The 23,027-nt window shown below is 68.4% G+C and carries 20 protein-coding genes; 9 read left to right on the forward strand and 11 right to left on the reverse strand.

Features of this window, described 5'->3' with window-relative positions; genetic code table 11:
• Positions 1–70 precede the first annotated feature (70 nt).
• Together AC3IFE_RS12060 and AC3IFE_RS12065 are read left to right on the forward strand one after the other, a co-directional pair.
• Positions 71–2,434, forward strand: a complete 2,364-nt coding sequence (locus AC3IFE_RS12060) for a UvrD-helicase domain-containing protein (protein ID WP_089467256.1) — start codon at positions 71–73, stop codon at positions 2,432–2,434.
• Positions 2,431–3,228, forward strand: a complete 798-nt coding sequence (locus AC3IFE_RS12065) for a 5'-methylthioadenosine/adenosylhomocysteine nucleosidase (RefSeq protein WP_489190677.1) — start codon at positions 2,431–2,433, stop codon at positions 3,226–3,228. The genes AC3IFE_RS12060 and AC3IFE_RS12065 overlap by 4 nt, the downstream gene beginning before the upstream one ends.
• Positions 3,229–3,300: 72 nt before the next feature.
• Here AC3IFE_RS12065 and AC3IFE_RS12070 read toward each other — a convergent pair whose 3' ends face one another.
• A complete protein-coding gene (locus tag AC3IFE_RS12070) occupies positions 3,301–4,542 on the reverse strand; it encodes an MFS transporter (RefSeq protein WP_301738896.1) in 1,242 nt (413 codons plus the stop codon).
• Between the two features lie 404 nt (positions 4,543–4,946).
• Here AC3IFE_RS12070 and AC3IFE_RS12075 point away from each other — a divergent pair, with 404 nt between their 5' ends.
• Positions 4,947–6,620 carry a methyl-accepting chemotaxis protein gene (locus AC3IFE_RS12075; RefSeq protein WP_489190678.1) on the forward strand — a complete coding sequence of 558 codons (1,674 nt, stop codon included), beginning with the start codon at positions 4,947–4,949 and terminating at the stop codon, positions 6,618–6,620.
• 21 nt (positions 6,621–6,641) lie between these two features.
• On the opposite strand, the gene AC3IFE_RS12080 is transcribed toward AC3IFE_RS12075, so the two are convergent.
• Genes AC3IFE_RS12080 through AC3IFE_RS12095 form a run of 4 tightly spaced genes read right to left on the reverse strand, consistent with a single transcriptional unit; the run spans position 6,642 to position 11,619 of the window.
• Complete coding sequence (locus AC3IFE_RS12080) at positions 6,642–7,517, reverse strand: efflux RND transporter periplasmic adaptor subunit (protein ID WP_301738898.1); 876 nt, start codon at positions 7,515–7,517, stop codon at positions 6,642–6,644.
• 12 nt (positions 7,518–7,529) lie between these two features.
• Positions 7,530–7,733: a DUF1656 domain-containing protein gene (locus tag AC3IFE_RS12085; RefSeq protein WP_006476212.1), complete on the reverse strand. Its 204-nt coding sequence runs from the start codon at positions 7,731–7,733 to the stop codon at positions 7,530–7,532.
• Positions 7,730–9,934, reverse strand: coding sequence for an FUSC family protein (locus AC3IFE_RS12090; protein ID WP_489190679.1), 2,205 nt, complete (start codon positions 9,932–9,934; stop codon positions 7,730–7,732). Before AC3IFE_RS12090 ends, AC3IFE_RS12085 begins: the two co-directional genes overlap by 4 nt.
• 14 nt (positions 9,935–9,948) lie before the next feature.
• Positions 9,949–11,619 carry an efflux transporter outer membrane subunit gene (locus AC3IFE_RS12095; protein WP_489190680.1) on the reverse strand — a complete coding sequence of 557 codons (1,671 nt, stop codon included), beginning with the start codon at positions 11,617–11,619 and terminating at the stop codon, positions 9,949–9,951.
• Positions 11,620–11,776: 157 nt separating this feature from the next.
• On the opposite strand from AC3IFE_RS12095, the gene AC3IFE_RS12100 reads away from it, so the two are divergent.
• Both AC3IFE_RS12100 and AC3IFE_RS12105 read left to right on the forward strand, forming a co-directional pair.
• Positions 11,777–12,718: a LysR family transcriptional regulator gene (locus AC3IFE_RS12100; RefSeq protein WP_489190681.1), complete on the forward strand. Its 942-nt coding sequence runs from the start codon at positions 11,777–11,779 to the stop codon at positions 12,716–12,718.
• Between the two features lie 117 nt (positions 12,719–12,835).
• Positions 12,836–12,988, forward strand: a complete 153-nt coding sequence (locus tag AC3IFE_RS12105) for a hypothetical protein (RefSeq protein ID WP_162838134.1) — start codon at positions 12,836–12,838, stop codon at positions 12,986–12,988.
• Between the two features lie 61 nt (positions 12,989–13,049).
• On the opposite strand, the gene AC3IFE_RS12110 is transcribed toward AC3IFE_RS12105, so the two are convergent.
• From AC3IFE_RS12110 to wrbA, 4 genes are read right to left on the reverse strand one after another with little or no spacing between them, the layout of a single operon-like run.
• Positions 13,050–13,880, reverse strand: a complete 831-nt coding sequence (locus AC3IFE_RS12110) for a metallophosphoesterase (protein WP_489190682.1) — start codon at positions 13,878–13,880, stop codon at positions 13,050–13,052.
• 25 nt (positions 13,881–13,905) lie between these two features.
• Positions 13,906–15,327 carry an FAD-binding oxidoreductase gene (locus AC3IFE_RS12115; protein WP_489190683.1) on the reverse strand — a complete coding sequence of 474 codons (1,422 nt, stop codon included), beginning with the start codon at positions 15,325–15,327 and terminating at the stop codon, positions 13,906–13,908.
• 18 nt (positions 15,328–15,345) lie between these two features.
• Positions 15,346–15,738: a DUF2069 domain-containing protein gene (locus AC3IFE_RS12120; RefSeq protein ID WP_089467266.1), complete on the reverse strand. Its 393-nt coding sequence runs from the start codon at positions 15,736–15,738 to the stop codon at positions 15,346–15,348.
• Positions 15,735–16,355: an NAD(P)H:quinone oxidoreductase gene (gene wrbA, locus AC3IFE_RS12125; protein WP_089467267.1), complete on the reverse strand. Its 621-nt coding sequence runs from the start codon at positions 16,353–16,355 to the stop codon at positions 15,735–15,737. The genes AC3IFE_RS12120 and wrbA overlap by 4 nt, the downstream gene beginning before the upstream one ends.
• A 145-nt stretch (positions 16,356–16,500) precedes the next feature.
• Here wrbA and AC3IFE_RS12130 point away from each other — a divergent pair, with 145 nt between their 5' ends.
• Positions 16,501–17,829: a YihY family inner membrane protein gene (locus AC3IFE_RS12130; RefSeq protein WP_489190684.1), complete on the forward strand. Its 1,329-nt coding sequence runs from the start codon at positions 16,501–16,503 to the stop codon at positions 17,827–17,829.
• Between the two features lie 17 nt (positions 17,830–17,846).
• On the opposite strand, the gene AC3IFE_RS12135 is transcribed toward AC3IFE_RS12130, so the two are convergent.
• Positions 17,847–18,164: an Mpo1-like protein gene (locus tag AC3IFE_RS12135; protein ID WP_089467269.1), complete on the reverse strand. Its 318-nt coding sequence runs from the start codon at positions 18,162–18,164 to the stop codon at positions 17,847–17,849.
• 157 nt (positions 18,165–18,321) lie between these two features.
• Between AC3IFE_RS12135 and AC3IFE_RS12140 the strand changes: the two genes are divergently transcribed.
• The 3 genes from AC3IFE_RS12140 to aroC all read left to right on the forward strand — a co-directional run bounded on the left by AC3IFE_RS12140 (position 18,322) and on the right by aroC (position 22,244).
• Complete coding sequence (locus AC3IFE_RS12140; protein WP_006488504.1) at positions 18,322–18,777, forward strand: CBS domain-containing protein; 456 nt, start codon at positions 18,322–18,324, stop codon at positions 18,775–18,777.
• Positions 18,778–18,916: 139 nt separating this feature from the next.
• On the forward strand, positions 18,917–20,851 hold the full coding sequence (locus AC3IFE_RS12145) for an MFS transporter (protein ID WP_489190685.1): 1,935 nt from the start codon (positions 18,917–18,919) through the stop codon (positions 20,849–20,851).
• Between the two features lie 292 nt (positions 20,852–21,143).
• Positions 21,144–22,244 carry a chorismate synthase gene (gene aroC, locus AC3IFE_RS12150; RefSeq protein WP_301738906.1) on the forward strand — a complete coding sequence of 367 codons (1,101 nt, stop codon included), beginning with the start codon at positions 21,144–21,146 and terminating at the stop codon, positions 22,242–22,244.
• Positions 22,245–22,392: 148 nt separating this feature from the next.
• On the opposite strand, the gene AC3IFE_RS12155 is transcribed toward aroC, so the two are convergent.
• Positions 22,393–23,027, reverse strand: a 635-nt coding sequence (locus tag AC3IFE_RS12155; protein WP_489190686.1) for a 4Fe-4S dicluster domain-containing protein, incomplete at its 5' end; no start/stop codon positions are given.

A 23,027-nucleotide genomic window follows, 5' to 3' on the forward strand; every position in this document is an offset into this window, starting at 1 on the left:
CGGGAACGGCATCGCGCGGCCGACTTATAATGTCGGGTCCGCATTTTTCTCGCCCGTCAGCTGCCGCTCCATGCCCGATCTGCTCGCCAATCTGAACCCCGAACAACTCGCCGCCGTCACGTTGCCGAACGAACCGGCGCTGATCCTCGCAGGGGCGGGCAGCGGCAAGACCCGCGTGCTGATCACGCGCATCGCGTGGCTGATCCAGCAGGGCTATGCGTCGCCCCCCACCGTGCTCGCCGTCACCTTCACGAACAAGGCCGCGCGCGAGATGATGGCGCGCCTGTCGGCGATGATGCCGATCGACACCCGCGGGATGTGGATCGGCACGTTCCACGGCCTGTGCAACCGGATGCTGCGCACGCACTGGCGCGACGCGGGCCTGCCGCAGACTTTCCAGATCCTCGATACGGCCGACCAGCTGTCCGCGATCAAGCGGCTGATGAAGGCGGCGAACGTCGACGACGAAAAATACCCGCCGAAGAACGTCCAGTACTTCATCAACAACGCGAAGGAGCAAGGGCTGCGCCCGGACAAGGTCGACGCGACCGACAACTTCAACCGCAAGTTCGTCGAGCTGTACCAGGCGTACGACCAGCAGTGCCAGCGTGAGGGCGTCGTCGATTTCCCCGAGCTGCTGCTGCGCTGCTACGAATTGCTCGCGTACAACGCGCCGCTGCGCGCGCACTACCAGGCGCGCTTCCGGCACATCCTCGTCGACGAGTTCCAGGACACCAACAAGCTGCAGTACGCGTGGCTCAAGATGCTCGCGGGCGGCGAGAACGCGATCTTCGCGGTCGGCGACGACGACCAGTCGATCTACGCGTTTCGCGGCGCGAACGTCGGCAACATGCGCGACTTCGAGGACGAATTCCGCGTGCGCAACCTGATCAAGCTCGAGCAGAACTATCGTTCGCACGGCAACATCCTCGACGCGGCGAACCAGCTGATCTCGAACAACGCGCACCGCCTCGGCAAGAACCTGCGCACCGACGCCGGCCACGGCGAGCCGGTGCGCGTGTACGAAGCCAGCACCGATTCGCAGGAAGCCGGCTGGATCGTCGAGGAGATCCGCTCGCTGATCAATACCGGCATGGCGCGCAGCGAAGTGGCCGTCCTGTACCGCAGCAACGCGCAGTCGCGCTCGATCGAGCACACGCTGATGTCGTCGGGCATTCCGTACCGCGTGTACGGCGGCCTGCGCTTTTTCGAGCGGCAGGAAGTGAAGCATGCGCTCGCGTACCTGCGCCTGATCGACAACCCGAACGACGACACGGCATTCGCGCGCGTCGTGAATTTCCCGACCCGCGGGATCGGCGCGCGCTCGGTCGAGCAGCTGGCCGACGCCGCACGCCTGTACGGCTGCTCGATGGCCGCCGCGATTCCGTACGTGACCGGCAAGGCCGGCACGAGCCTCGGCGGGTTCGCGAATTTGATCGCGAAGATGCGCGCCGACACGCAGCACATGAACCTGCCCGACACCGTCGAGCACGTCGTGCGCGCGAGCGGCCTCGCCGATTTCTACCAGGGCGAGCGCGAAGGCCAGGATCGCCTCGAGAACCTGCAGGAACTCGTGAACGCGGCCACCGCGTTCATCGCCGAGGAAGGCTACGGGCTCGATACGCCGGCCCGCTCGATCCCGCTGCGCGCGGGCGCGATCGCGGCGCCCGAGCTCGGCGCCGCGACCGACGATCCGGCGGTCGACGTGCTCGATCCGGCATCGCCCGCCGATCCGGCACAGAACCCCGACACGATGACGCCGCTCGCCGGCTTCCTGTCGCACGCGTCGCTGGAGGCCGGCGACAACCAGGCGCAGGCCGGCCAGGACGCGGTGCAACTGATGACCGTGCACGCGGCGAAGGGGCTCGAATTCTCGGCCGTGTTCATCACGGGGCTCGAGGAGGGCCTCTTCCCGCACGAGAACAGCGTGCTCGAATCGGACGGCCTCGAGGAAGAGCGCCGGCTGATGTATGTCGCGATCACCCGCGCGAAGGAGCGGCTCTACCTGTCGTTCGCGCAAAGCCGGATGCTGCATGGCCAGACCCGCTACAACGTGCGCTCGCGCTTCTTCGACGAACTGCCGGAGCACGTGCTGAAGTGGCTCACGCCGAAAGTCGAGGCCGGGTCGCGCTGGGGCGGGCGGTCGGACAACGCCGGGTACGGGCGCGACTGGTTCGCGCGGCCGGGCGGCGGCAGTCGCGAGCAGATTGTCGATGCGGCCGTGTCCGCGCCGCTGCCCGCGTTCGCGGACAAGCAGCGCGCGGCCGACACCGGCTTCCGGGTCGGCCAGCAGGTGTTCCACACCAAGTTCGGCGAAGGCACGGTCACCGCGCTCGAAGGCAACGGCACCGATGCGAAGGCGCAGGTGAAGTTCAAGCGCCATGGCGAGAAATGGCTCGCGCTCGCGGTCGCGAAACTGCAGGCGGTGGAATGATGGATATCGACCTGGTCGTGACGCCTGCCGCGCGTCCGCTCGGCATTCTGGCCGCGCTGCCCGAGGAACTCGGCGACCTGATCGCCGCGATGCGCGCCGACGGCGCGATGAAGACGGTCACGCTCGGCCGTCGCGATTATCACGTCGGCACCTTGCACGGCGCGGCCTGCGTCGTCACGCTCGCGCGGGTCGGCAAGGTCGCGGCCGCCGCGACGGTCAGTGCGCTGATCCACGTGTTCGGCGTGTCGGGTGTCGTGTTCACCGGCGTCGCGGGCGGCGTGTCGCGCACGGTGCGTATCGGCGACGTCGTCGTCGCCGATACGCTGCTGCAGCACGATCTCGACGCATCGCCGCTCTTTCCGCGCTACGAGGTGCCGCTGCTCGGCATCACGCGTTTTTCGACCGACGCGGCGCTGACGGCCCGCTTGCGGGCCGCGTGCGCGCTGTTCGTCGAGGAAGAGGGCGCGCGGTTCGCCGAGCGCTTCGGGCTTGCCGGTGCGGCGCTGCACGCGGGGCTCGTCATCAGCGGCGACCGCTTCGTGTCGAGCGAGCAGGAAGTCGTCGCGCTGCGCGACGCGCTGCCGGACGCGCTCGCGGTCGAGATGGAAGGCGCGGCGATCGCGCAGGTGTGCGCCGAACACGACGTGCCGTTCGCGCTCGTGCGCACGATTTCCGATACGGCCGACGATCACGCGACGCAGTCGTTCTCGCACTTCCTGTCGGCGATCGCGAGCAGCTATTCGTCGGGCATCCTCAAGCGCTTCCTGACGCTGTATGCGACGACAGCGGCCTGAAGCCGCCGTCTCGTACTTTTTCCATCAAACCGCTCGACCGGCCGCGGCGCGCACGCCGCGGCCGGTCGTTCGTCACGCCTTCTTGCGCCGGCTGCTTTCGAGGTTCGGCAGGAACACCGTCAGCACGCCGATCAACGGCAGGAACGAGCACACCTTGTAGACGAACGGGATGCTCGTCGCGTCAGCGAGCTGGCCGAGCACGGCCGCGCCGACGCCGCCCAGCCCGAACGCGAAGCCGAAGAACAGGCCCGCGACCATCCCGACCTTGCCGGGCATCAGCTCCGTCGCATAGACGAGGATCGCTGCGAACGCCGACGCCAGCACCACGCCGATGATCACGGTCAGCACGCTCGTCCAGAACAGGTTCGCGTACGGCAGCAGCATCGTGAACGGCGCGACGCCGAGGATCGACACCCAGATCACGTACTTGCGGCCGATCCGGTCGCCGACGGGCCCGCCGATCAGCGTGCCGGCCGCCACCGCCGCGAGGAACACGAACAGATGGATCTGCGCGGCCTGCACCGACAGGTGGAACTTGTCGATCAGGTAGAACGTGAAATAGCTGTTGATGCTCGCGAGGTAGAAGTACTTCGAGAACACGAGCAGCACCAGCACGCCGATCGCGCCCATCACGCGGCCGCGCGACAGCGTCGGGTGCCCGGCCGGTGCGGCCTTCTTCTTCATCGACGGATGCTTCTTGTACCAGTGGCCGATCTGCGTGAGCACGATCATCGCGACGAGCGCGGCCGCCGAGAACCACGCGATGCTGTGCTGGCCGTGCGGAATGATCACGAGCGCGGCGAGCAGCGGCCCGAGCGCGGAGCCTGCGTTGCCGCCCACCTGGAACACCGACTGCGCGAGCCCGTGCTGGCCGCCCGAGGCCATCCGCGCGACCCGCGACGATTCGGGATGGAACACCGACGAGCCGCAGCCGACGAGCGCCGCGGCCACCAGCAGCATCGGGAAATTCGACGCCGCCGACATCAACAGCAGCCCCGCGAGCGTGAAGCCCATGCCGACCGGCAGCGAATACGGCTTCGGGCGCTTGTCGGTATAGAGGCCGATGAGCGGCTGCAGCAGCGACGCGGTGATCTGGTAGGTGAGCGTGATCAGGCCGATCTGCGCGAACGACAGCGCGAACTGGCTCTTGAGCATCGGGTAGATCGCGAGGATCAACGACTGGATCATGTCGTTGAGCATGTGCGAGAAGCTGATCGCGCCGAGCACCGGGTAGACGGTGCGGGCAACGGGCGGTGCGGACGGCTGGGCGGCGGCTGCGCCGGCACCGGCGCCGGAGTCGAGGCTGGTTTCCATGTGAGCTGAACGAGTTGAGGTGGCTGGCGCGCTCTGTTGGGGATCGGCGCGTGGTTGATTCGTTGATGCGTCAAAGAAGTGTAATGTGGCGCATCGAGAATGTCCGGCCAAGTTTTGTCGCGAATCAGACATTCGTCGGACGGATCGGCCGCGTGCTTTTTTGGACGGGTATAACGCTGGCGGCGCGTCGGCCCTTTCAGCGGGGCCGCGCCCGGGGCCCGGTGGGTGTTTTTCCGGACTCAAGAAACGGCGGTGGCGGCCGTAGAACGACCCAATGACAACACGCGCGCCGCGCCTGGCACCGGCTACCCGCCGGGCGGGCGCCGGACGCGCGGCATGGCCTGCCATCGCGGGACCGCCGGGACCGACCTTTCCGGCAGCGTGATCCATACGGGGATAGTTCGATGAAAGCAGCATCTTTGCATCCACAGCCCGGTGCGGCCGTCGCCGCATCCGGTGTTGCCGCCGGTCGTGTCGCACGGCGTGCGCGCGCGGCGCGTCGCGAGCGTCGGCCGTGGACCGTCAAGGCGACGTTGCGCGCCGCATTCGCGATCCTGCTGTCCGGCACGCTCGCGATCGGCGTGTTTTCGCTGTGGCAGATCAGCCGGCTGAACGCGTCGATCGCGTCGGTCTACGAACAGGGCCACGTCGCGAGCCGGGCGGCGGCGGACGTGCGGGCCGAGGTGCTGCGCGCGAGCCGCGCGCAGAAGATGCTGCTGACCGCGACCACCGCGAAGGAGCGCGACGAGCTCGGCGCCGAAGTGAGCGCGGGGCTCGCGTCGATCGGCCAGGCGCTCGGCACGCTGCAGCGCTATGCGGATCCGTCCGATACCGGCGATTCGGCGCGGCTGCACGCGTTCTCGACGGCGGTCGGCACGTGGAGCACGCATCTGCGCGATTTCGTCACGCTGGTGCGCGCGCAGCCGCTCGACCTGTCGCAGATGAACTGGCAGGTCGGCACGCAGGACGTGTCGCTGCTGGTCGAAACCGGCAAGCTCGAAAAACTCGTCGCCGAACTCGTGAAGACGCGCGGCGAGAAGTCGAAGGCGACGCTCGATGCATCCGCGACCATTTTTTCGTCGTCGTTCGCGATGATCGCGGCGATGACGGCCGCATTGATCGTGCTGGCCGTCGTGATCGCCGAGCGCGTCGTGCGGCGTCTCGCGTCGCAGCTCGGCGGCGAGCCCGCGCTCGCGAAGGAAATTGCCTCGGACATCGCGCGCGGCGACCTGACGCGGCCGATCGCGCTCGCCCGCCACGACCGCGGCAGCATGGTGCGCGCGCTGGCCGAGATGCAGACGGGGCTTGCGGCCACGGTGGGCGAGATCGCGGTGAGCGCCGAGGCCATCGCGGCCGCGTCCGGCGAAATCTCGACCGGCAACCTCGACCTGTCGCGCCGCACCGAGCAGCAGGCCGTCGCGCTGGAGCGCACCGCGGCCAGCATGGAGCAGCTCACGTCGACCGTGCGGCAGAACGCCGAGAACGCGCGGCAGGCGAGCACGCTCGCGGCCAATGCGTCGGCGGTGGCGGAGACGGGCGGGGAGGTCGTCGGGCGCGTGGTCGCGACGATGAGCGAGATCGACGACAGCGCGAAGAACATCCGCGACATCATCGGCACGATCGAAGGGATCGCCTTCCAGACCAACATTCTCGCGTTGAACGCGGCGGTCGAGGCCGCGCGCGCCGGCGAGCAGGGGCGCGGTTTCTCGGTGGTCGCCGGAGAGGTGCGGCTGCTCGCGCAGCGCTCGGCGACCGCGGCCAAGGAGATTCGGGAACTGATCGGCGCGTCGGTCGAGCGCGTGGCCAACGGCGCGGCGCTCGCGCACGACGCGGGCCGCACGATGGGCGACGTGGTGCGCGCGGTCAAGCGCGTGACCGACATCATCGGCGAGATTTCGGCGGCGTCGGACGAGCAGAGCGCGGGGATCGACGAGATCGGCCGCGCGGTCACGCAGATGGATGCCGGCACCCAGCAGAACGCGGCGCTCGTCGAACAGGCGGCGGCTGCCGCGAACGCGCTCGACGAGCAGGCTCAGGCGCTGAAGGCGCTGGTCGGGCGTTTCCGCATCGCACACTGAGCGTGCGGCACGCCCCGGCGCTTACGATTTCTTCTGCTTGTCCGGATCGATGATGACCGTGCAGGTCGTGCCCGCCGACAGCACCACGTCGGCCGGCACTTCGTCGATCCGGATGCGCACCGGCACGCGCTGCGCGAGACGCACCCAGTTGAAGGTCGGGTTCACGTCGGCGACGAGGTCGCGGCTTTGCGGGTTGTCGCGATCGTAGATGCCGCGCGAGATGCTTTCCACATGGCCCTTCATCACGCCGCCGCTCATCAGCCGCATTTCGGCCGGCGCGCCGATCTTCACGCGCGGCAGCTTGGTTTCCTCGAAGTAGCCGTAGACCCAGAACGAGTGGCTGTCGACGATCGCCAGCTTCGCCTGGCCGGCCACCGCGTAGTTGCCCTTGAACGTCTGCAGGTTCGTGATGTAGCCGTCGACCGGCGCGACGACGCGCGTGCGTTCGAGGTTGAGCTTCGCGGCGTCGAGGGCGGCGAGCGCCTGCTGGTACTGCGCATCGGCGCTCGACGCGCTGTGCGCGGCGTTCTCGCGGTTTTCCTTCGAAACGACGAGCGCGTCGAGATCCGCGCGGCGGGCCGCGTCGTCGCGGCGCATCTGCAGTTCCGCGCGGCGGGCGGCCACGGCCGCCTGCGCCTGCTCGACGGCGATCCGGTAGTGCGACGGGTCGATCTGCATGATCAGGTCGCCTTTCTTCACGAGCTGGTTGTCATGCACCGGCAGCTCGACGATCGCGCCCGACACGTCCGGCGCGACGTTGACGATTTCGGCGCGCACGCGCCCGTCGCGCGTCCACGGATCGTCCATGTAGTGCACCCATAGCGAGCGCCCGATCAGGATCGCGACGAGAAGGATGGCGGCGGTCGCGATGAAGCCGAAGAGTTTTCTGAGCATCATGATGGTTCGGAATCAACGGTAAACGGCGAGACTGAGTCCGCCGCAAATGCAGACGAGAAGGCAGGCCCGGAACAGCGACGGGTGCCAGACGAGACGGTAGAGGCCGGTATAGGCGAGCAGGCGGTCGACGGCCCAGGTCGCGATCGCGCCGAGGACGAACATCAGCACCACGGTCGGCATGTAGGCATCGAGAATGGCGATTTCACGCGGCATCATGACGAGGCTCCTGGTTGGGGGCGCGCGGGGCGGTTGCGGTTGAGCGGCTCGAGCGGCGATTCCGGGTCGAGCAGCGCGGTCCGCACGAAATGCAGGTGGCTCAGGATGCGCTGCAGCCGGTGGCGCTCTTCGCGCGACGGTTCGACCGCATCGAGCGTCTGCCGGGTCGCGTCGATCGCCGCATTGGTCGCGGCGAGCGTCGCGTCGAAACGCGCGGTGCTCGGCTTCGAGAACAGCGCCGACAGCGCGGTGCGCATCGTCCCGATCGCGCGCCGCCACGGCGTCGCGCTCGCATAGCGCGGGTCGGACGGCAGCGTCGCGAGCTCGTGACGCAGGTCGATCGTCGCGTTGCCGGTTTCGAGCACCGCGAACATCCAGCGCAGCGCGTCGCGCTGCACGTCCGGCTGGTCGGCCGACAGCGTGTGCGCCTGGTACATCAGGTCGCGCGCGCCGCTTTCGAAGCGCGTGCGCAAGCCCGCGAGCCGCGCGTGACCGGCCGCGACGGCCTGGTGGCGCAGGTCCGCGAAGAGCCGCCTCTTGAGCCACGGCGCGGTCGGCGGGAACAGCACCGCGAACGCGATCGCCGACGCCAGCATCGCCAGCACCAGCGCGAGCGAATCGTTCATGAAGCTGGTCGGGTCGTAGTGCGTGATGTTGTCCGGGCCGGCGAGGAAGCTGAAGAAGATCAGATAACCCATCCCGTAGCCGGCGAGCTTCGGCTTCAGCGTCATGAAGATGCCGATCGCGAGCAGCGGCGCGAGCGCGACGCACAGCAGCGGGAAGCCGTCGATGTGCGGATAGATGCCGAACGTGAGCAGGAAGCCCGTGCAGACGGCGAGCGCGGTGCCCATGCCCATCTGCGCGGACATCGCGGTCGGACGCGGCGTCGACGACGCGAGCGCGCAGGTGGCGGCGGCCGTCAGCGTCATCGTCACGCCGCTCGGCCACGCGGTCTCGATCCAGAACCAGCCGAGCAGCAGGATCACGCTCGCCGTGCGGATCGCCGCGATCACCATCGCCGTCGCATTGGTGCGCGGCTCGTAGCGCTCGATCCAGCGTTCGCGCTCGTGCGTCGCGCTCGACAGCGACGCGTAGGTGGCCGCGTACTCGTGCAGGTCGGTGATGAAGCGGTACAGCAGTTCGGCGGCCGTATCGAAGTCGAGCAGCGGAAAGTCCGGCTGCGTCTCGAGCGCCGCGCGCGTCGCGCGGATGCGGCGCGGCAGCGCGTCGCGCCACGCGAGCAGTTGCGCGGCCGCGTGGCCGGCGTCGGCCGACGTGCGCACCGGTTCGCCGGCGGGCGTCAGCAGTAGCGGGGCGATTTCGCGGAAGTACGGCTCGATCGCGTCGATCGCGGCCCGCGCGCCGGCCGCATGCAGCCGGTTCATCAACTGGTGCAGCGCGTGGAAGCGGCTCGACGCGCTCATGAACTCGCTGTTCAGCCGCGCGAGGCGGCCGCTGCGCATCCGCGTGTCGGGATCCTCGAACACGGCCATGCTGCGCGCGGCCTCGAACCCCACCACGTCGGCGACGAAGCGCGTATGGATGGTTTCGATGTGCGCGCGGTCGAGCTTGCCCGACAGCGCCGCGGCGACGTAGTCGACGAAGCTGCCGAAGCGCTTGCGCACCGTCGTGCGCATCTGCTCGCCGGTGGTCTGCGGAAACACGAGCGCGCTGACCACGCCGGCCGACACGATCCCGACCATGATTTCGGCCACCCGCGTCATCGCGCTCATGAATGCGCCGTCCGGGTGCTGCGACGCGGGCAGCCCGATCAGCGCGGTCGTGTAGCCGGCCAGCAGGAAGCCGTAGCTGCGGAAGTTGCGGTTGCGCGCGGCGCCGGCCGTGCACAGGGCAACCCACAGCGCGACCGCCAGCAGGAACAGTTCCGGCTGCTGCGGGAACAGCCCGACGAAGGTGAGCGTCGCGATCAGCCCGAAGATCGTGCCGGCGACCCGGTAGAAGCTTTTCGCGAGCACCGCGCCGCTTTGCGGCTGCATCACGATGAATACGGTCGTCATCGCCGTTTTCGGCGCGGGCAGGTCGAGCCGCATCGACACGCCGGTCGCGATGAACGCGGCGAGCAGCGCCTTGAACAGGTAGAGCCACGCGGCGCCGTCGGTGCGCGCCCAGTCGCCGAACGCGGCGGTCCAGGCCGCGAACGAGCCATCGGCGCGCGGGGAAGCGGGGGAGGAAGCTGACATGGCGGCGCTCCGCGTTACCGTGCGGCCGGCACGGCGGCGGCCGACGCAGCGGTGCCGCCGGCGGTTGCGACCTGCGCGGGTCGGGCGATGGTCGCCGCGGGTTTCGTGCCCGACGCGGCGGCTGGCGCAGCGGCGGCGCGCGCGGCAGCCTTGTCCTTCGACGGATCGCCGCCCGACGGATCGCCGCCCGACGGAGCGCCGCCCGACGGAGCGCCGCCCGACGGAGCGCCGCCCGGAACATCCGTCCCCGTCTCGACCCCGCCGCCGAGCGCAGCCATCAGCTGCGCGTGCGCGGCGAGGCGTTCCGCGTCGATGCGGGCGGCCGTCTCCTGCGCGCGCAGCAGTTGCTGTTGCGCGACGAGCACGTTCACGTAATCGGTCAGCCCGCGGCGGAAGCCTTCGCGCGACAACTGATAGCTGCGATTGTTGGCCGCCACCGAGCGCGCGGCGTCCTTCTTCTGCGTATCGAGCGAGCGGATCCGCACGACCTGGTCGGCGATGTCCTTGAGCGCGCCGACGATCGTCTGGTTGTAGCGCTCGACCGCCTGGTCGTAGCCGGCATTCGCGGCGCCGAGCTGCGCGCGCAGCCGCCCGCCTTCGAAGATCGGCAGCGACAGCGCGGGGCCGGCCGTCCAGCCGCCGTTCATCGCGCGCAGGAAGTCGGTGAACGGCGCGGTCACGCCGAAGCCGCCGACCGTCGCGAGCAGGTCGATGTTCGGGTAGAACGACGCCTTCGCGACGTCGATGCCGCGCGCCTGCGCGTCGACCGTCCAGCGCGCCGCGACGACGTCGGGGCGGCGGCCGAGCAGGTCGGCCGGCAGCGCCGACGGCAGGCCGGCCGGCGCATCGACCGCCAGTTGCGGCCGTTTGATCGCGTCGCCGGCGCCCGGGCCCTTGCCGGCCAGCGCGGCGAGCTGGTGGCGCGCGAGCTGGATCGCTTCCTCATAGCTGTCGATCTGCCGCTCGTAGTCGGGCAGCGTCGATTCCGCCTGGCTCACGTCGAGCTGCGTGCCGAGGCCGGCCTGCAACCGCTTGCGGGCGAGATCGGCAAGCGAGCGCTGGCGTTCGTACGTTTCGTGCGCGAGATCCAGCAGCGCGTAGTTCATCGACATGCCGACATACGCGCGCACCACGTTGACCTCGAGTTCGAGCTTGGCCGCCCGCGCGTCGGCGGCGGTCGCATGCGCGGTGTCGAGCGCGCGCTCGGTCGCGTTCTTGTCCTTGCCCCACAGATCGAGGTGGTACGACAAGCCGAGCGTGCCGGTATTGTTCCAGGTGTCGGTATCGGCGAGCGGCCCCGGGCCGTAGTACACGTTGTCCGGCCAGTGCTGGCGCATCAGCGACAGGTTGCCGTTGATTTGCGGCAATTCGGCCGAACGGGCGACGCGCGCCATTGCCTGCGCTTCGCGCACGCGGGCCTCGGCGGCCGCGAGGGTCGGGTTGCCGGCCTGGGCGGCGGCGATCCACGCGTCGAGCTGCGGATCGCGATACGCGCGCCACCAGTCGGCGGCGGGCCAGCCCGCGTCGCGATCGGCCGCGCGGATGGCCGCACCGGCGTCGAGCGCGTTCGCGTGGATGCGAGTGGACTGGGTGTGGTTGTCGCCCATGCTCGCGCAACCGGCCATTATTAATGAGACTGCAAGAACCGCCAGTGCGAGCGTCCCTTTTGTCGCCGGAGACTGCACGATTTTCTCCCTTTCGGATATAGATGAGTCGGAGGCGATTATATTTTTCAGCGATTCCTGAATAAACGGACAACGGTGCAAGTCATTTTTACGAATCTTGAGATAATATTTGTTGGACCCTGTGCAACAATCCTTGCGGATTCACACGGGTAATCGGATGGATACGTTACAAAACATGCGGGTATTCGTCCGCGTGGTCGACGCGGGAAGCTTTACCGCGGCCGCCCAGCAGATGAATTCGACCACCGCCTACGCGTCGCGCGCGGTCTCGGATCTCGAGGCCCATCTGCGCACGCGTCTCCTGAACCGCACGACGCGCCGGATCGCGCTGACCGAAGCCGGCGAGCGCTATCTGCAACGCTGCGAACAGATCCTCGCTTACGTCGACCAGGCCGAAGCCGAGGCCGGCGACGCGCATGCGCGCCCGTCCGGCAAGCTGAAGGTTCATTGCTTCACGAGCCTCGGCCAGCACTATCTGGTGCCGGCCGTCGCGCGCTACCGCGAGCGCTATCCGGACGTGCACGTCGAGCTCACGCTCGCGCAGCGGATGCCCGACCTGCTCGACGAGGGGTACGACGTCGCGATCGTCGTCGGCCGCGATCTGCCCGATTCGGGGCTCGTGTCGCAGCGGCTCGGGGAGAGCTACAGCGTCGTGTGCGCGTCGCCCGGCTATATCGAGTCGCACGGCGTGCCGCAGCGGCCGGCCGATCTCGCGCAGCACGTGTGCCTCGGGATGGTCGCGCCGGGCTTCCACTTCGACGAATGGGCGCTGGCGGGGCCGAACGGCGAGGAGGTGGTGCCGATCACGGCGCCGCCGTTCCGCGTGAACGTCGCCGAGGCGCTCGCGGTGGCCGTGCGGGAGGGGATGGGGGTCGGCGGGCTGCCGCTCTATTCGGCGATCGGCTGGCTGCGCAGCGGGCACATCGTGCGCGTGATGCCCGATTACCGGTCGCACGTGATGAACATCTACGCGCTGTATCCGTCGCGCCAGTACCTCGACGCGAAAATCCGGACCTGGGTCGATTTCCTGCGCGAAGAACTGCCGCTCACGCTCGAAGCGGACGAAGCCGCGCTCGAACAGTACACGCGTGCGACATGACGGCGCAGTCGACCGCAATCTGACGAGATTTTTCGTTCACGCAACATTTTTTTACGAACGTGTGTCAGACAGTTTGATACTGTTGGAATTAACGAGATACACCACACCGGAGTAGCGATGGATACGCACCTGATGATCGGCCTTGGCGTCCTGCTGGGCGCGGCTGCCGCCGCGGCGGCGACCCGCGACCTGCTGCGTGCGATGAAAGCGAAGGCGCAGCTGAAGCCCGTGCCGGTCCGCGTGCGCGAGCCGCGCCGCCCCGGCCGCTGATCCCGCCGCCGTTACGCTTGAGGTCGAGAAGGCCGCGCCACGCGGCCGCCCGGGCGGGCACTCAGCCGAGCTCGACCACCTTGTCCCACGCGAACGCGGGGTTTTCCCATTCGCCCGTGCGCCGGTGCAGGTAGCCGCGCGGATTGCACACCACGCGCGTGCCACCGTCCGCAACGTAGTCGAATGACGTATGCGTGTGGCCGTGCAGCCACAGATCCACCGGCGGCCTCACCAGTTCCGCCATGTCCGTGACGAATCCCGCGGAAGCCAGATCTTGCGCATAGCGTTCCGCCAGCGAGCGCCGGTGCGGCGCATGATGGGTGACGACGATCGTCCTGCCCGCGAACGGCGCCGTCAGTTGCGCTTCCAGCCACGCTCGGCCCCGCCGGTGCAGCGCGATCGCATCGGCCGGCGCGAAATCCCGTTCCGGCGCGCTCGGTTTCGCATGCACCGCCGCATCGTGCGGCCAGGTCACCTGGATCAATCCCCTGAAATCGAGCATCACGCGCTGCCCGGCGTCGATCGCGCGCGCGACGCTGGCTTCGTCCTGGCCGAACAGCGAAAAATCGGCCCAGAGCGTCGTGCCCAGCACGCGGAAGCGCCGGGCCGGATCGACGTAGACGCCGTTGTTCAGGTAATGCACGTGGTCGAGCGTATGCGCCGCGTCGCGCATCGCCGTCTCCAGCGCGCCGAATTCCCCGTCGTAATACTCGTGGTTGCCCGGCACGTAGATCACCGGCACCGCCGGGTCGAACGTCTCGGCGGCCCAGCGCAGGCCTTCCACGTGATTGTGAATGTCGCCGGCCAGCACGACGAGATCGGCGGCGGCATGCGGGATCGCGTCGGGCAGGTTGTTTTCGAGATGCAGGTCGGACAGGACGCGGACTTTCACGGGCTTGGCTCCGGAGTAGGCGGCTTCAGCGCAGGACCTTGCCGGGATTCATCAGGCCGCGCGGGTCGAGCGCGGTCTTCAGCGTGCGCATCAGCGTCGTCTCGACCGGCGACTTGTAGCGCTGCGCGTCGTCGATCTTCAACTGGCCGATGCCGTGCTCCGCGCTGATCGTGCCGTGATGGCGGTGCACGTTGTCGTAGACGATCCGGTTGATCGGCGCCTGAAACGCGGCGAGGAACGCCTTCGGATCGCCGCCCTCGGGCATCTGCACGTTGTAGTGCAGGTTGCCGTCGCCGAGGTGGCCGAACGTGACCATCCGCGCGCCCCGCGCGGCCTGCTGGATCGCCGCGTCGGTCTCGTCGATGAAGCGTGCGATCGACGAGATCGGCACCGCGATGTCGTGCTTGATGTTGAGCCCTTCGTCGGCCTGCGCGAGCGGGATGTGCTCGCGCAGGTCCCAGAACGCACGCGATTGCGCGAGATTCTCCGCGACCACCGCGTCGACCACGAGTCCCGCCTCGAACGCTTCCTCCATCAGTTTCTCGAACAGCGCGCGCGCATGCGCTTCGCTTTCGTTGTCGGACAGCTCCAGCAGCACCGTTTGCGCATGGGTCTGCGCGAACGGGTAACGCAGTTGCGGATAGTGCTTGCCGACCAGCTGCATGCAGAAATCCGACATCAGCTCGAAGCCGGTCAACAGCGGGCCGGCCGCGCGCTGCGCGAGCGCGAGGAAATCGAGCGCCGCGTGCGGCGATTCGAGCGCGGCGAGCGCCGTGACCTGCGCGGCCGGCAGCGGATGCAGCTTCATCACGGCCGCCGTGATGATCCCGAGCGTGCCTTCGGCGCCGACGAACAGGTCGCGCAGATCGTAGCCCGTGTTGTCCTTGCGCAGGCCGCGCAGCCCGTCCCAGATCTCGCCCTGCGGCGTCACGACCTCGAGCCCGAGGCACAGCTCGCGTGCGTTGCCGTAGCGCAGCACCGCGGTGCCGCCCGCATTGGTCGACAGGTTGCCGCCGATCGTGCAGCTGCCTTCCGCCGCGAGACTCAGCGCGAACAGCCGGCCGCCTTCGCGGGCGCGCGCCTGCACGTCGGCGAGGATCACGCCGGCTTCGACGGTAATCGTGTTGTTGTGCGGATCGAGCGCGCGCACGCGGTTCAGGCGCGCGACGCTCAGCACGGCCTGGTTGCCGCTCGCGTCGGGCGTCGCGCCGCCCGCGAGGCCCGTGTTGCCGCCCTGCGGCACGAGCGCGACGCCGTGCGCGTTGGCGAGCTTCACGAGCGCGGCGACTTCGGCCGTGTTCGCGGGCCTCAGCACCGCGCACGCCGCGCCCTTGTAGCGGCGCCGCCAGTCGGTCAGGAACGGTTCGGTATCGTGCGGCTCGGTCAGCACGTGGTCGGCGCCGATCGCATCGCGGCACGCGGAAACGAAAGCTTCGGAGGACATCATCACCTTGTCGCGTAAGGGTCAGGACGTGGCGCGCGGTTTTTTCGCCGCGCGCTTGAACGGCGCGACGTAAGCCAGCGCCGTCACGAAGAAGCCGACGGCAAGCGCGGTCTCGCACCAGCCGAGCGTCGCGGACAGCCCGCGATCGGACATCCCGCGCACGATGCCTTCGGCCAGATAGACGAGAATCAGCATGCTCGCCCATTGCATCGTATAGATGTTACGCCGCCAGACGCCGGGCAGCGCGAGCGCGAGCGGCACGGCCTTGAGCATCAGCGCGGAGCCGCCGGGGCGCAGCGGCGCGAGCCACAGCTCCCACGCGAGCGACAGCGCGATCAGCGCGACGAGACCCGCGGCGGCGGCCAGCGCGTAGCGCGGCCGGGCCGCGACGGCGGGGCGGGCGGGGGCGTTCATGCGGCCTCGTCGGCCTGGGCGCTGGAAAGCGCCGCGGCGGCGCGCGCGAGCCGCACCCCGAGCGCGGCCGCGAGCGCCTTCTCGTCCGCCGACAGCCCGCCGGGCGCCGCGCGGTCGTGCTGCGCGACGTGCGATGCGCCGTACGGCGTGCCGCCGGTACGCGTCGTGCTGAGGGCGGATTCGGTGTACGGGATCCCGACGATCATCATTCCGTGATGCAGCAGCGGCAGCATCATCGACAGCAGTGTCGACTCCTGGCCGCCGTGCAGGCTGCCCGTCGACGTGAACACGCTCGCGGGCTTGCCGGTCAGCGCGCCGGACAGCCATTGCGGCGTCGTGCCGTCGAGGAAATACTTGAGCGACGCGGCCATGTTGCCGAAGCGGGTGGGCGAGCCGAGCGCGAGGCCCGCGCATTCCTCGAGGTCGCGCAGCTCCGCGTACGGCGGGCCGTCGGCCGGGATGTCGGGGGCGGTGGCTTCGCAGACGGCCGACACGGGCGGCACGGTGCGGATGCGGGCCTGCATGCCCGGCACGCTGTCGATGCCGTTCGCGATCGCGAGCGCGAGATCGCGCGTGGCGCCGTGACGGCTGTAATAGAGGACGAGAATGTCTTTCATGGGCGACGGAGCCGCGTGCGGCCGCGCGCGTGCCCGGTGCAGTCGGCCCCTGCTGGAATCGAGCGGCTATTATAGGGGCTGAAGCCGTCGCGCAGCGCGGCGGCGGCGCGCCGTGACGCGCGCAGCCTCGAGAAGGAGAAGCCGTTTGTCGAAGTTGAGCGTCGATCTCGACACCATCAAGCGCCTCGCGCAGTTCGCGGCCCGGCGCAGCGCCGAGGATCGCATCCCGCAGGTGGCGGGCAGCCTGACCTTCACGACGCTGCTGGCGCTCGTGCCGCTGCTGACGGTCGCGTTCGCGCTGTTCACCGCGTTCCCGATGTTCGCGTCGTTCCAGATCTCGCTGCAGGGTTTCCTCGCGGATCACCTGATGCCCGCGCAGTTCAATATCCAGATCTTCAAGTACCTGAACCAGTTCGCGTCGAAGGCCAAGGGGCTGACGACGGCCGGCCTGATCGTGCTCGTCGTCACGTCGGTGATGACCATGATGACGATCGAATCGGCGTTCAACCTGATCTGGCGCGTGCGCAAGCCGCGGCCGTTCGCGCAGCGCGTGCTCGCGTACTGGGCGCTGATCACGCTCGGGCCGTTGCTGTTCGGCGTGAGCCTGTCGATCTCGTCGTACCTGTTCACGCAATCGCTCGCGTTCACCGGCGCGGGGCCGTCGACGTCGATGGTCGAGTGGCTGCTTGCGCTTGCGTCGGTGCCGTTGACCGTGCTCGCGTTCACGCTGCTGTACGTGTACCTGCCGAACTGCGCGGTCGCCTGGCGCGACGCGGTGATCGGCGGGCTGTTCGCGGCCATCGCGTTCGAACTCGCGAAGCGCGGCTTCGGCTATTACGTGCGGCGCATTCCGACCTATACGGCCGTCTATGGCGCGTTCGCGGCGCTGCCGGTGTTCCTGCTGTGGGTGTACCTGAGCTGGTTCATCGCGCTGCTCGGTGCGATGGTCGCATCCGCGCTGCCGGCGATTCGCGTCGGCCAGTTCCACCGGATCCACTATCCGGGCAGCGATCTGCTCGACGCGCTCGAATTGCTCGCGCGGCTGGCCGAAGCGCGAGCGGCCGGCAAGCGCGGCTACACGGCGCTGCGGCTCGCGACGATGCTGCGCTGCGACATGGAAACCGCGCAGCGGCTGCTGACGACGATGGAGGAGCGGGAATGGGTCGCACGGCTCGACGGCGGCGAAGAGGCCACGCCGCGCTATATCCTGCTCGCGAACCCGGAGCAGCTGACGCTCGCGCAACTGTTCGACGTGCTGGTGATCGATCGCACGGAGTTGACCTATCAACTGGAGCGGCGCCGCAGCCACGTCGAAGGCGCGGCGCTGCTCGCGGTGCTGTCGAGCGACCGGTTCGACGTGACGCTCGCGTCGCTGATCGCCGCGCACCGGCTCGCGGGCGGGCAGCCGGCCGCGAGCGCCGGGCAGGCGCCGGGTGTGGACGATTCGCGCGCCCGGCCGCCGCGGCCCGCCTGACGGCGGGGCTCGGCGGGCTACAGCGGGATCTTGCCGGTGCAGATGTCCTTGAACATCACCCAGTCGCCCATCAGGCTGTAGATCGGGTGCCGGAACGTGGCCGGGCGGTTCTTCTCGAAGAAGAAGTGGCCGACCCACGCGAACCCATAGCCGCAGACGACTGCCGCCGGTAGCCACGGCCAGTAGCCGGTCGCGACCGCCATCGCGACGCAGCCGATCACGCCGAGCGAGCCGATGAAGTGCAGCCGCCGCGACGTCAGGTTCTGATGCTCGTTCAGGTAATACGGGTAGAAGTCAGCGAAGCTGGCGAATTGCTCCGTATGCGTATGCGCCATGGCCGTCTCCTCGGGCCGCTGTTCATGGGGCCATTGTGCGGCCGGCGGCCCGCGTCCGCACGGGGCGGGGGGCCGCCGCGCCGGCCCGTGCTTTCCTTTTGACAGGCTTTCCGATACGATCGAAAGAGATTTTGCATTCAAGCATGAGGGGACTACGATGCGCGTCAGCGATATTCTGAAAGTGAAGGGCAACACGCTGTTTACGGTGACGCCCGATAAGCCGCTGCGCGAAGCGGTCGATACGATGGCCGAGCACGACATCGGTTCGCTCGTCGTGATGGAGTACGGCGATCTCGTCGGGATGCTGACGTTTCGCGAGATCATCCTGCGCCTGCACGTGAACGGCGGCGCGATCGGCGACGTGCAGGTGCGCAAGGTGATGGACGAGCCGCTCACGTGCACGCCGGAAACGGACGTCAACGAAGTGCGCCGGATGATGCTCGAGCGCCACGCGCGCTACATGCCGGTGCTCGACAAGAAGGTGCTGATGGGCGTCATTTCGTTCTACGACGTCGCGAAGACGGTCGTCGAGGCGCAGAGCTTCGAGAACCGGATGCTGAAGGCGTACATTCGCGACTGGCCGGAATCGGAAGCCGAAGCGCACAAGCCGTGAATCGCGCCGCGCCCGGCACGTTGTCGCATGGGCGCCGCCATCCCGCACGCGGCGGCGCAGGCATGTCCTGCGCCGCCGTTTTTTCAACGACAACACGAGGCCCGCGCAGCATCGCCCAGACGATGCGCGCGTATTCCGAATGAGCGATCACACGCAAGCCACTTCCGAACGGCGCGGCGAACGGCACGCGCACGCATCCCAGTTCGACCTGCTGCGCGAGCGCCGCTTCGCGCCGTTCTTCACGACCCAGTTCCTCGGCGCGCTGAACGACAACGTCTTCAAGATCGGCTTCACGTCGCTCGTCACGTATCACACAGCGCGGTTCTCCGGCGTCGACGCGAAGACGGCTGCGTTCCTGATTTCCGCGATCTTCATCCTGCCGTTCGTGCTGTTCTCGGCCACCTCCGGCCAGATCGCCGACAAATACGACAAGGCGACCCTTACGCGCTTCGTGAAATCGTTCGAGATCGTGCTGATGCTGGTCGGCGCGGCCGGCTTCGTCACGCACAGCGCGACGCTGCTGTATCTGTGCACGTTCATGATGGGGATGCACTCGACGCTGTTCGGGCCCGTCAAGTATTCGTACCTGCCGCAGCATCTCGGCGAACATGAGCTGGTCGGCGGCAACGGGCTCGTCGAGATGGGCACGTTCATCGCGATCCTGATCGGCACGATCATCGGCGGTGCGGCGGCCGGCATCGAAGGCAGCGGTGAGCGCGTGCTCGCGGTGAGCGTCGTCGTGATCGCGCTGGCCGGGCGACTCGTCGCGCAGCGCGTGCCGCCCACGCCCGCGCCGCAGCCCGATCTCGTGATCAACTGGAACCCGGTCAGCGAGACCTGGCGCAACCTCGGGCTCGCGCGGCAGAACCGCACGGTGTTCCTGAGCCTGCTCGGCATCTCGTGGCTGTGGTTCGTCGGCGCGACGTTCCTCACGTCGTTCTTCAATTTCGCGAAGGACGTGCTGTCCGCGAGCCCCGACGTCGTCACGATCCTGCTCGCGACGTTCTCGGTCGGCATCGGCCTCGGTTCGCTGCTGTGCGAGCGGCTGTCGCAGCGGCGCGTCGAGATCGGCCTCGTGCCGCTCGGCTCGATCGGCATCAGCGTGTTCGCGATCGAGCTGTATTTCGCGAGCCACGCGCTGCCGTCGCCCGGCCATCTGCTGTCGGTCGGCGAATTCCTCGCCGGTGCGCGCCACTGGCGCATCCTGGCCGACCTGTTCCTGCTCGCGATGTTCGGCGGCTTCTACAGCGTGCCGCTGTATGCGCTGATCCAGAGCCGCAGCGCGCCGACGCACCGCGCGCGGATCATCGCCGCGAACAACATCCTGAACGCGCTGTTCATGATCCTGTCGGCCGTGATGGCGATGGGGTTGACCAAGGCCGGCGTCGACATCCCGGGGCTGTTCCTCGTCACCGCGCTGTTGAACGTCGTGGTCGCGACGTACATCTACCTGCTCGTGCCCGAGTTCCTGCTGCGCTTCGTCGCGTGGGTGCTCGTGCATACGTTCTACCGCATCCGCCTCGTGCACGCCGAGCGGATTCCGGCGGAAGGGGCGGCGGTGCTCGTGTGCAATCACGTCAGCTACGTCGATGCGCTCGTGCTGGCCGCCGCGAGCCCGCGTCCGATCCGTTTCGTGATGGATCACCGGATCTTCAAGACGCGTTTCGCGAGCTGGGTGTTCCGGCATGCGAAGGCGATTCCGATCGCGCCGCGCCACGAGGATCCCGCGATGCTCGCGCGGGCGTACGACCTGTGCGAGGCCGCGCTGAAGGACGGCGAACTCGTGTGCATCTTCCCCGAGGGCAAGCTGACGAAGACGGGCGACATCAACCCGTTCCATCACGGCATCACCGAGATCCTGAGCCGCACGCCGGCGCCGGTGATCCCGATGGCGCTGCGCGGGCTGTGGGGCAGCTACTTTTCGCGGCATACCGATGCGCGGATGCCGCGCCCCATCAAGCGCGGCGTGATGAGCCGGCTGACGCTGGCCGTCGGCGAACCGATCCTGGCGTCGGTGGCGACGCCCGAGGCGCTGCAGGCGGCGGTGACCGAGCTGCGCGGCGCGCGGAAGTAGGCGGGCGTCGGGCCGGCGCGGGATGGTCGATCCGCGCACGGGCCGGGATGGCGGCCCCGGCCTCGGTTCGGCGGGCCCCGAGCGCAACGCCGAGGGCCTGCGATCGCCGGACCTGCCTCGCATCTGTCCTGATCCGCTGCCGGCCCGTGTGGTCTGAACGGTTCACACGGCCCGCGGGCGCGGGACGGCTGGCATAATAGCGGTTTACCTCTTTCTCGACCGGCAAACGATCGACCTGCCCGCGGCTCCGGCAGCGGATCGGTTTGCCCATTTCTCTTTGGGCGGTTCCATCATGTCCGGCAATACCCTCGGCACGCTTTTCACTGTCACGACCTTCGGCGAATCGCATGGTCCCGCGATCGGCTGCGTGATCGACGGCTGCCCGCCGGGGATGGCGCTGACCGAAGCCGACATCCAGATCGAACTCGATCGCCGCAAGCCCGGCACGTCGCGGCACGTGACGCAACGGCAGGAGGCCGACGAGGTCGAGATCCTGTCCGGTGTGTTCGAAGGCGTGACGACCGGCACGCCGATCGCGCTGCTGATCCGCAATACCGACCAGCGCAGCAAGGACTACGGCAACATCGTCGAGACGTTCCGTCCCGGCCACGCCGACTACACCTATTGGCAGAAATACGGCATCCGCGACTACCGCGGCGGCGGCCGTTCGTCCGCGCGCCTGACCGCGCCGATCGTCGGCGCGGGCGCGGTCGCGAAGAAGTGGTTGCGCGAGCGCTTCGGGGTCGAGGTGCGCGGCTACATGAGCGGCCTCGGCGACATCGACGTGCCGTTCGTCGACTGGTCGTACGTGCACGAGAATCCGTTCTTCTCGCCGAACGCGGCGGTCGTGCCGGAGCTCGAGGCATACATGGACGCGCTGCGCAAGGATGGCGATTCGATCGGCGCGCGCATCGACGTCGTCGCGTCGGGCGTGCCGGTCGGCTGGGGCGAACCGGTGTTCGACCGGCTCGATGCCGATATCGCGAAGGCGATGATGAGCATCAACGCGGTGAAGGGCGTCGAGATCGGCGCGGGCTTCGACAGCGTCGCGCAACGCGGCTCGGTGCACGGCGACGAACTGACGCCGGCCGGCTTCGTCGGCAACCACGCGGGCGGCGTGCTCGGCGGGATTTCGACGGGGCAGGACATCACCGTGTCGATCGCCATCAAGCCGACGTCGAGCATCCGCACGCCGCGCCGCTCGATCACGAAGTCCGGCGAGGAAGCGACGGTCGAAACCTTCGGCCGCCATGATCCGTGCGTCGGCATTCGTGCGACGCCGATCGCCGAATCGATGCTCGCGCTGGTGTTGATCGACCATGCGTTGCGCCACCGCGCGCAGTGCGGCGACGTGGAGACGGCCACGCCGAAGATCGCCGGCAGCGCGACCTGATCCGAGCGGGCGGGGCGCGCGTCGCGTCGGCCGTCGAACGACGAATGCAAACGGGGCGCTGCATGATGCAGCGCCCCGTTTCGTTTGCGGCGGTGTGTGCCGTGACCCAAAAAAACGCGCCGCTCGTGAGGCGGCGCGTTCCGGCAGCTTACATGTTCGGGTAATTCGGCCCGCCGCCGCCCTCCGGCGTGACCCACACGATGTTCTGCGTCGGGTCCTTGATGTCGCAGGTCTTGCAGTGCACGCAGTTCTGCGCGTTGATCACGAGGCGATCGCCGCCGTCGTCGTTCTTCACGAACTCGTACACGGCCGCCGGGCAGAAACGCGCCTCCGGCCCCGCGTACGTGCGCAGGTTCACGTTCACCGGCACGTTCGCATCCTTCAACGTCAGATGCGCCGGCTGGTTTTCCTCGTGGTTCGTGTTCGAGATGAACACCGACGACAGCCGGTCGAACGTCAGCTTGCCGTCCGGCTTCGGATATTCGATCGGCTCGCACTGCGACGCCGGCTTCAGCATCTCGTGGTCCGCATGCTGATGATGCAGCGTCCACGGCACGTTGCCGCCCATCACCTTCTGCTCGAGCCCGACCATCAGCGTGCCGAGGTACAGGCCCTTGGCCATCCACTGCTTGAAGTTGCGCGCACGGTACAGCTCCGTGTACAGCCACGATTGCTTGAACGCATCCGGGTACGCGTTCAGTTCGTCCGACTGACGGCCGGCCTGCACCGCGTCGAATGCGGCGTCGGCGGCCAGCATGCCGGTCTTGATCGCCGCGTGACTGC

Source organism: Burkholderia sp. APQ4-4ca, from assembly GCF_057837105.1.

Coding starts and splice junctions, on each gene's coding strand:
- AC3IFE_RS12060 (WP_089467256.1), top strand. CDS start 71: ATGCCCGATCTGCTCGCCAATCTGAACCCCGAACAACTCGCCGCCGTC.
- AC3IFE_RS12065 (WP_489190677.1), top strand. CDS start 2,431: ATGATGGATATCGACCTGGTCGTGACGCCTGCCGCGCGTCCGCTCGGC.
- AC3IFE_RS12070 (WP_301738896.1), bottom strand. CDS start 4,542: ATGGAAACCAGCCTCGACTCCGGCGCCGGTGCCGGCGCAGCCGCCGCC.
- AC3IFE_RS12075 (WP_489190678.1), top strand. CDS start 4,947: ATGAAAGCAGCATCTTTGCATCCACAGCCCGGTGCGGCCGTCGCCGCA.
- AC3IFE_RS12080 (WP_301738898.1), bottom strand. CDS start 7,517: ATGATGCTCAGAAAACTCTTCGGCTTCATCGCGACCGCCGCCATCCTT.
- AC3IFE_RS12085 (WP_006476212.1), bottom strand. CDS start 7,733: ATGATGCCGCGTGAAATCGCCATTCTCGATGCCTACATGCCGACCGTG.
- AC3IFE_RS12090 (WP_489190679.1), bottom strand. CDS start 9,934: ATGTCAGCTTCCTCCCCCGCTTCCCCGCGCGCCGATGGCTCGTTCGCG.
- AC3IFE_RS12100 (WP_489190681.1), top strand. CDS start 11,777: ATGGATACGTTACAAAACATGCGGGTATTCGTCCGCGTGGTCGACGCG.
- AC3IFE_RS12105 (WP_162838134.1), top strand. CDS start 12,836: ATGGATACGCACCTGATGATCGGCCTTGGCGTCCTGCTGGGCGCGGCT.
- AC3IFE_RS12115 (WP_489190683.1), bottom strand. CDS start 15,327: ATGATGTCCTCCGAAGCTTTCGTTTCCGCGTGCCGCGATGCGATCGGC.
- AC3IFE_RS12120 (WP_089467266.1), bottom strand. CDS start 15,738: ATGAACGCCCCCGCCCGCCCCGCCGTCGCGGCCCGGCCGCGCTACGCG.
- wrbA (WP_089467267.1), bottom strand. CDS start 16,355: ATGAAAGACATTCTCGTCCTCTATTACAGCCGTCACGGCGCCACGCGC.
- AC3IFE_RS12135 (WP_089467269.1), bottom strand. CDS start 18,164: ATGGCGCATACGCATACGGAGCAATTCGCCAGCTTCGCTGACTTCTAC.
- AC3IFE_RS12140 (WP_006488504.1), top strand. CDS start 18,322: ATGCGCGTCAGCGATATTCTGAAAGTGAAGGGCAACACGCTGTTTACG.
- AC3IFE_RS12145 (WP_489190685.1), top strand. CDS start 18,917: ATGAGCGATCACACGCAAGCCACTTCCGAACGGCGCGGCGAACGGCAC.
- aroC (WP_301738906.1), top strand. CDS start 21,144: ATGTCCGGCAATACCCTCGGCACGCTTTTCACTGTCACGACCTTCGGC.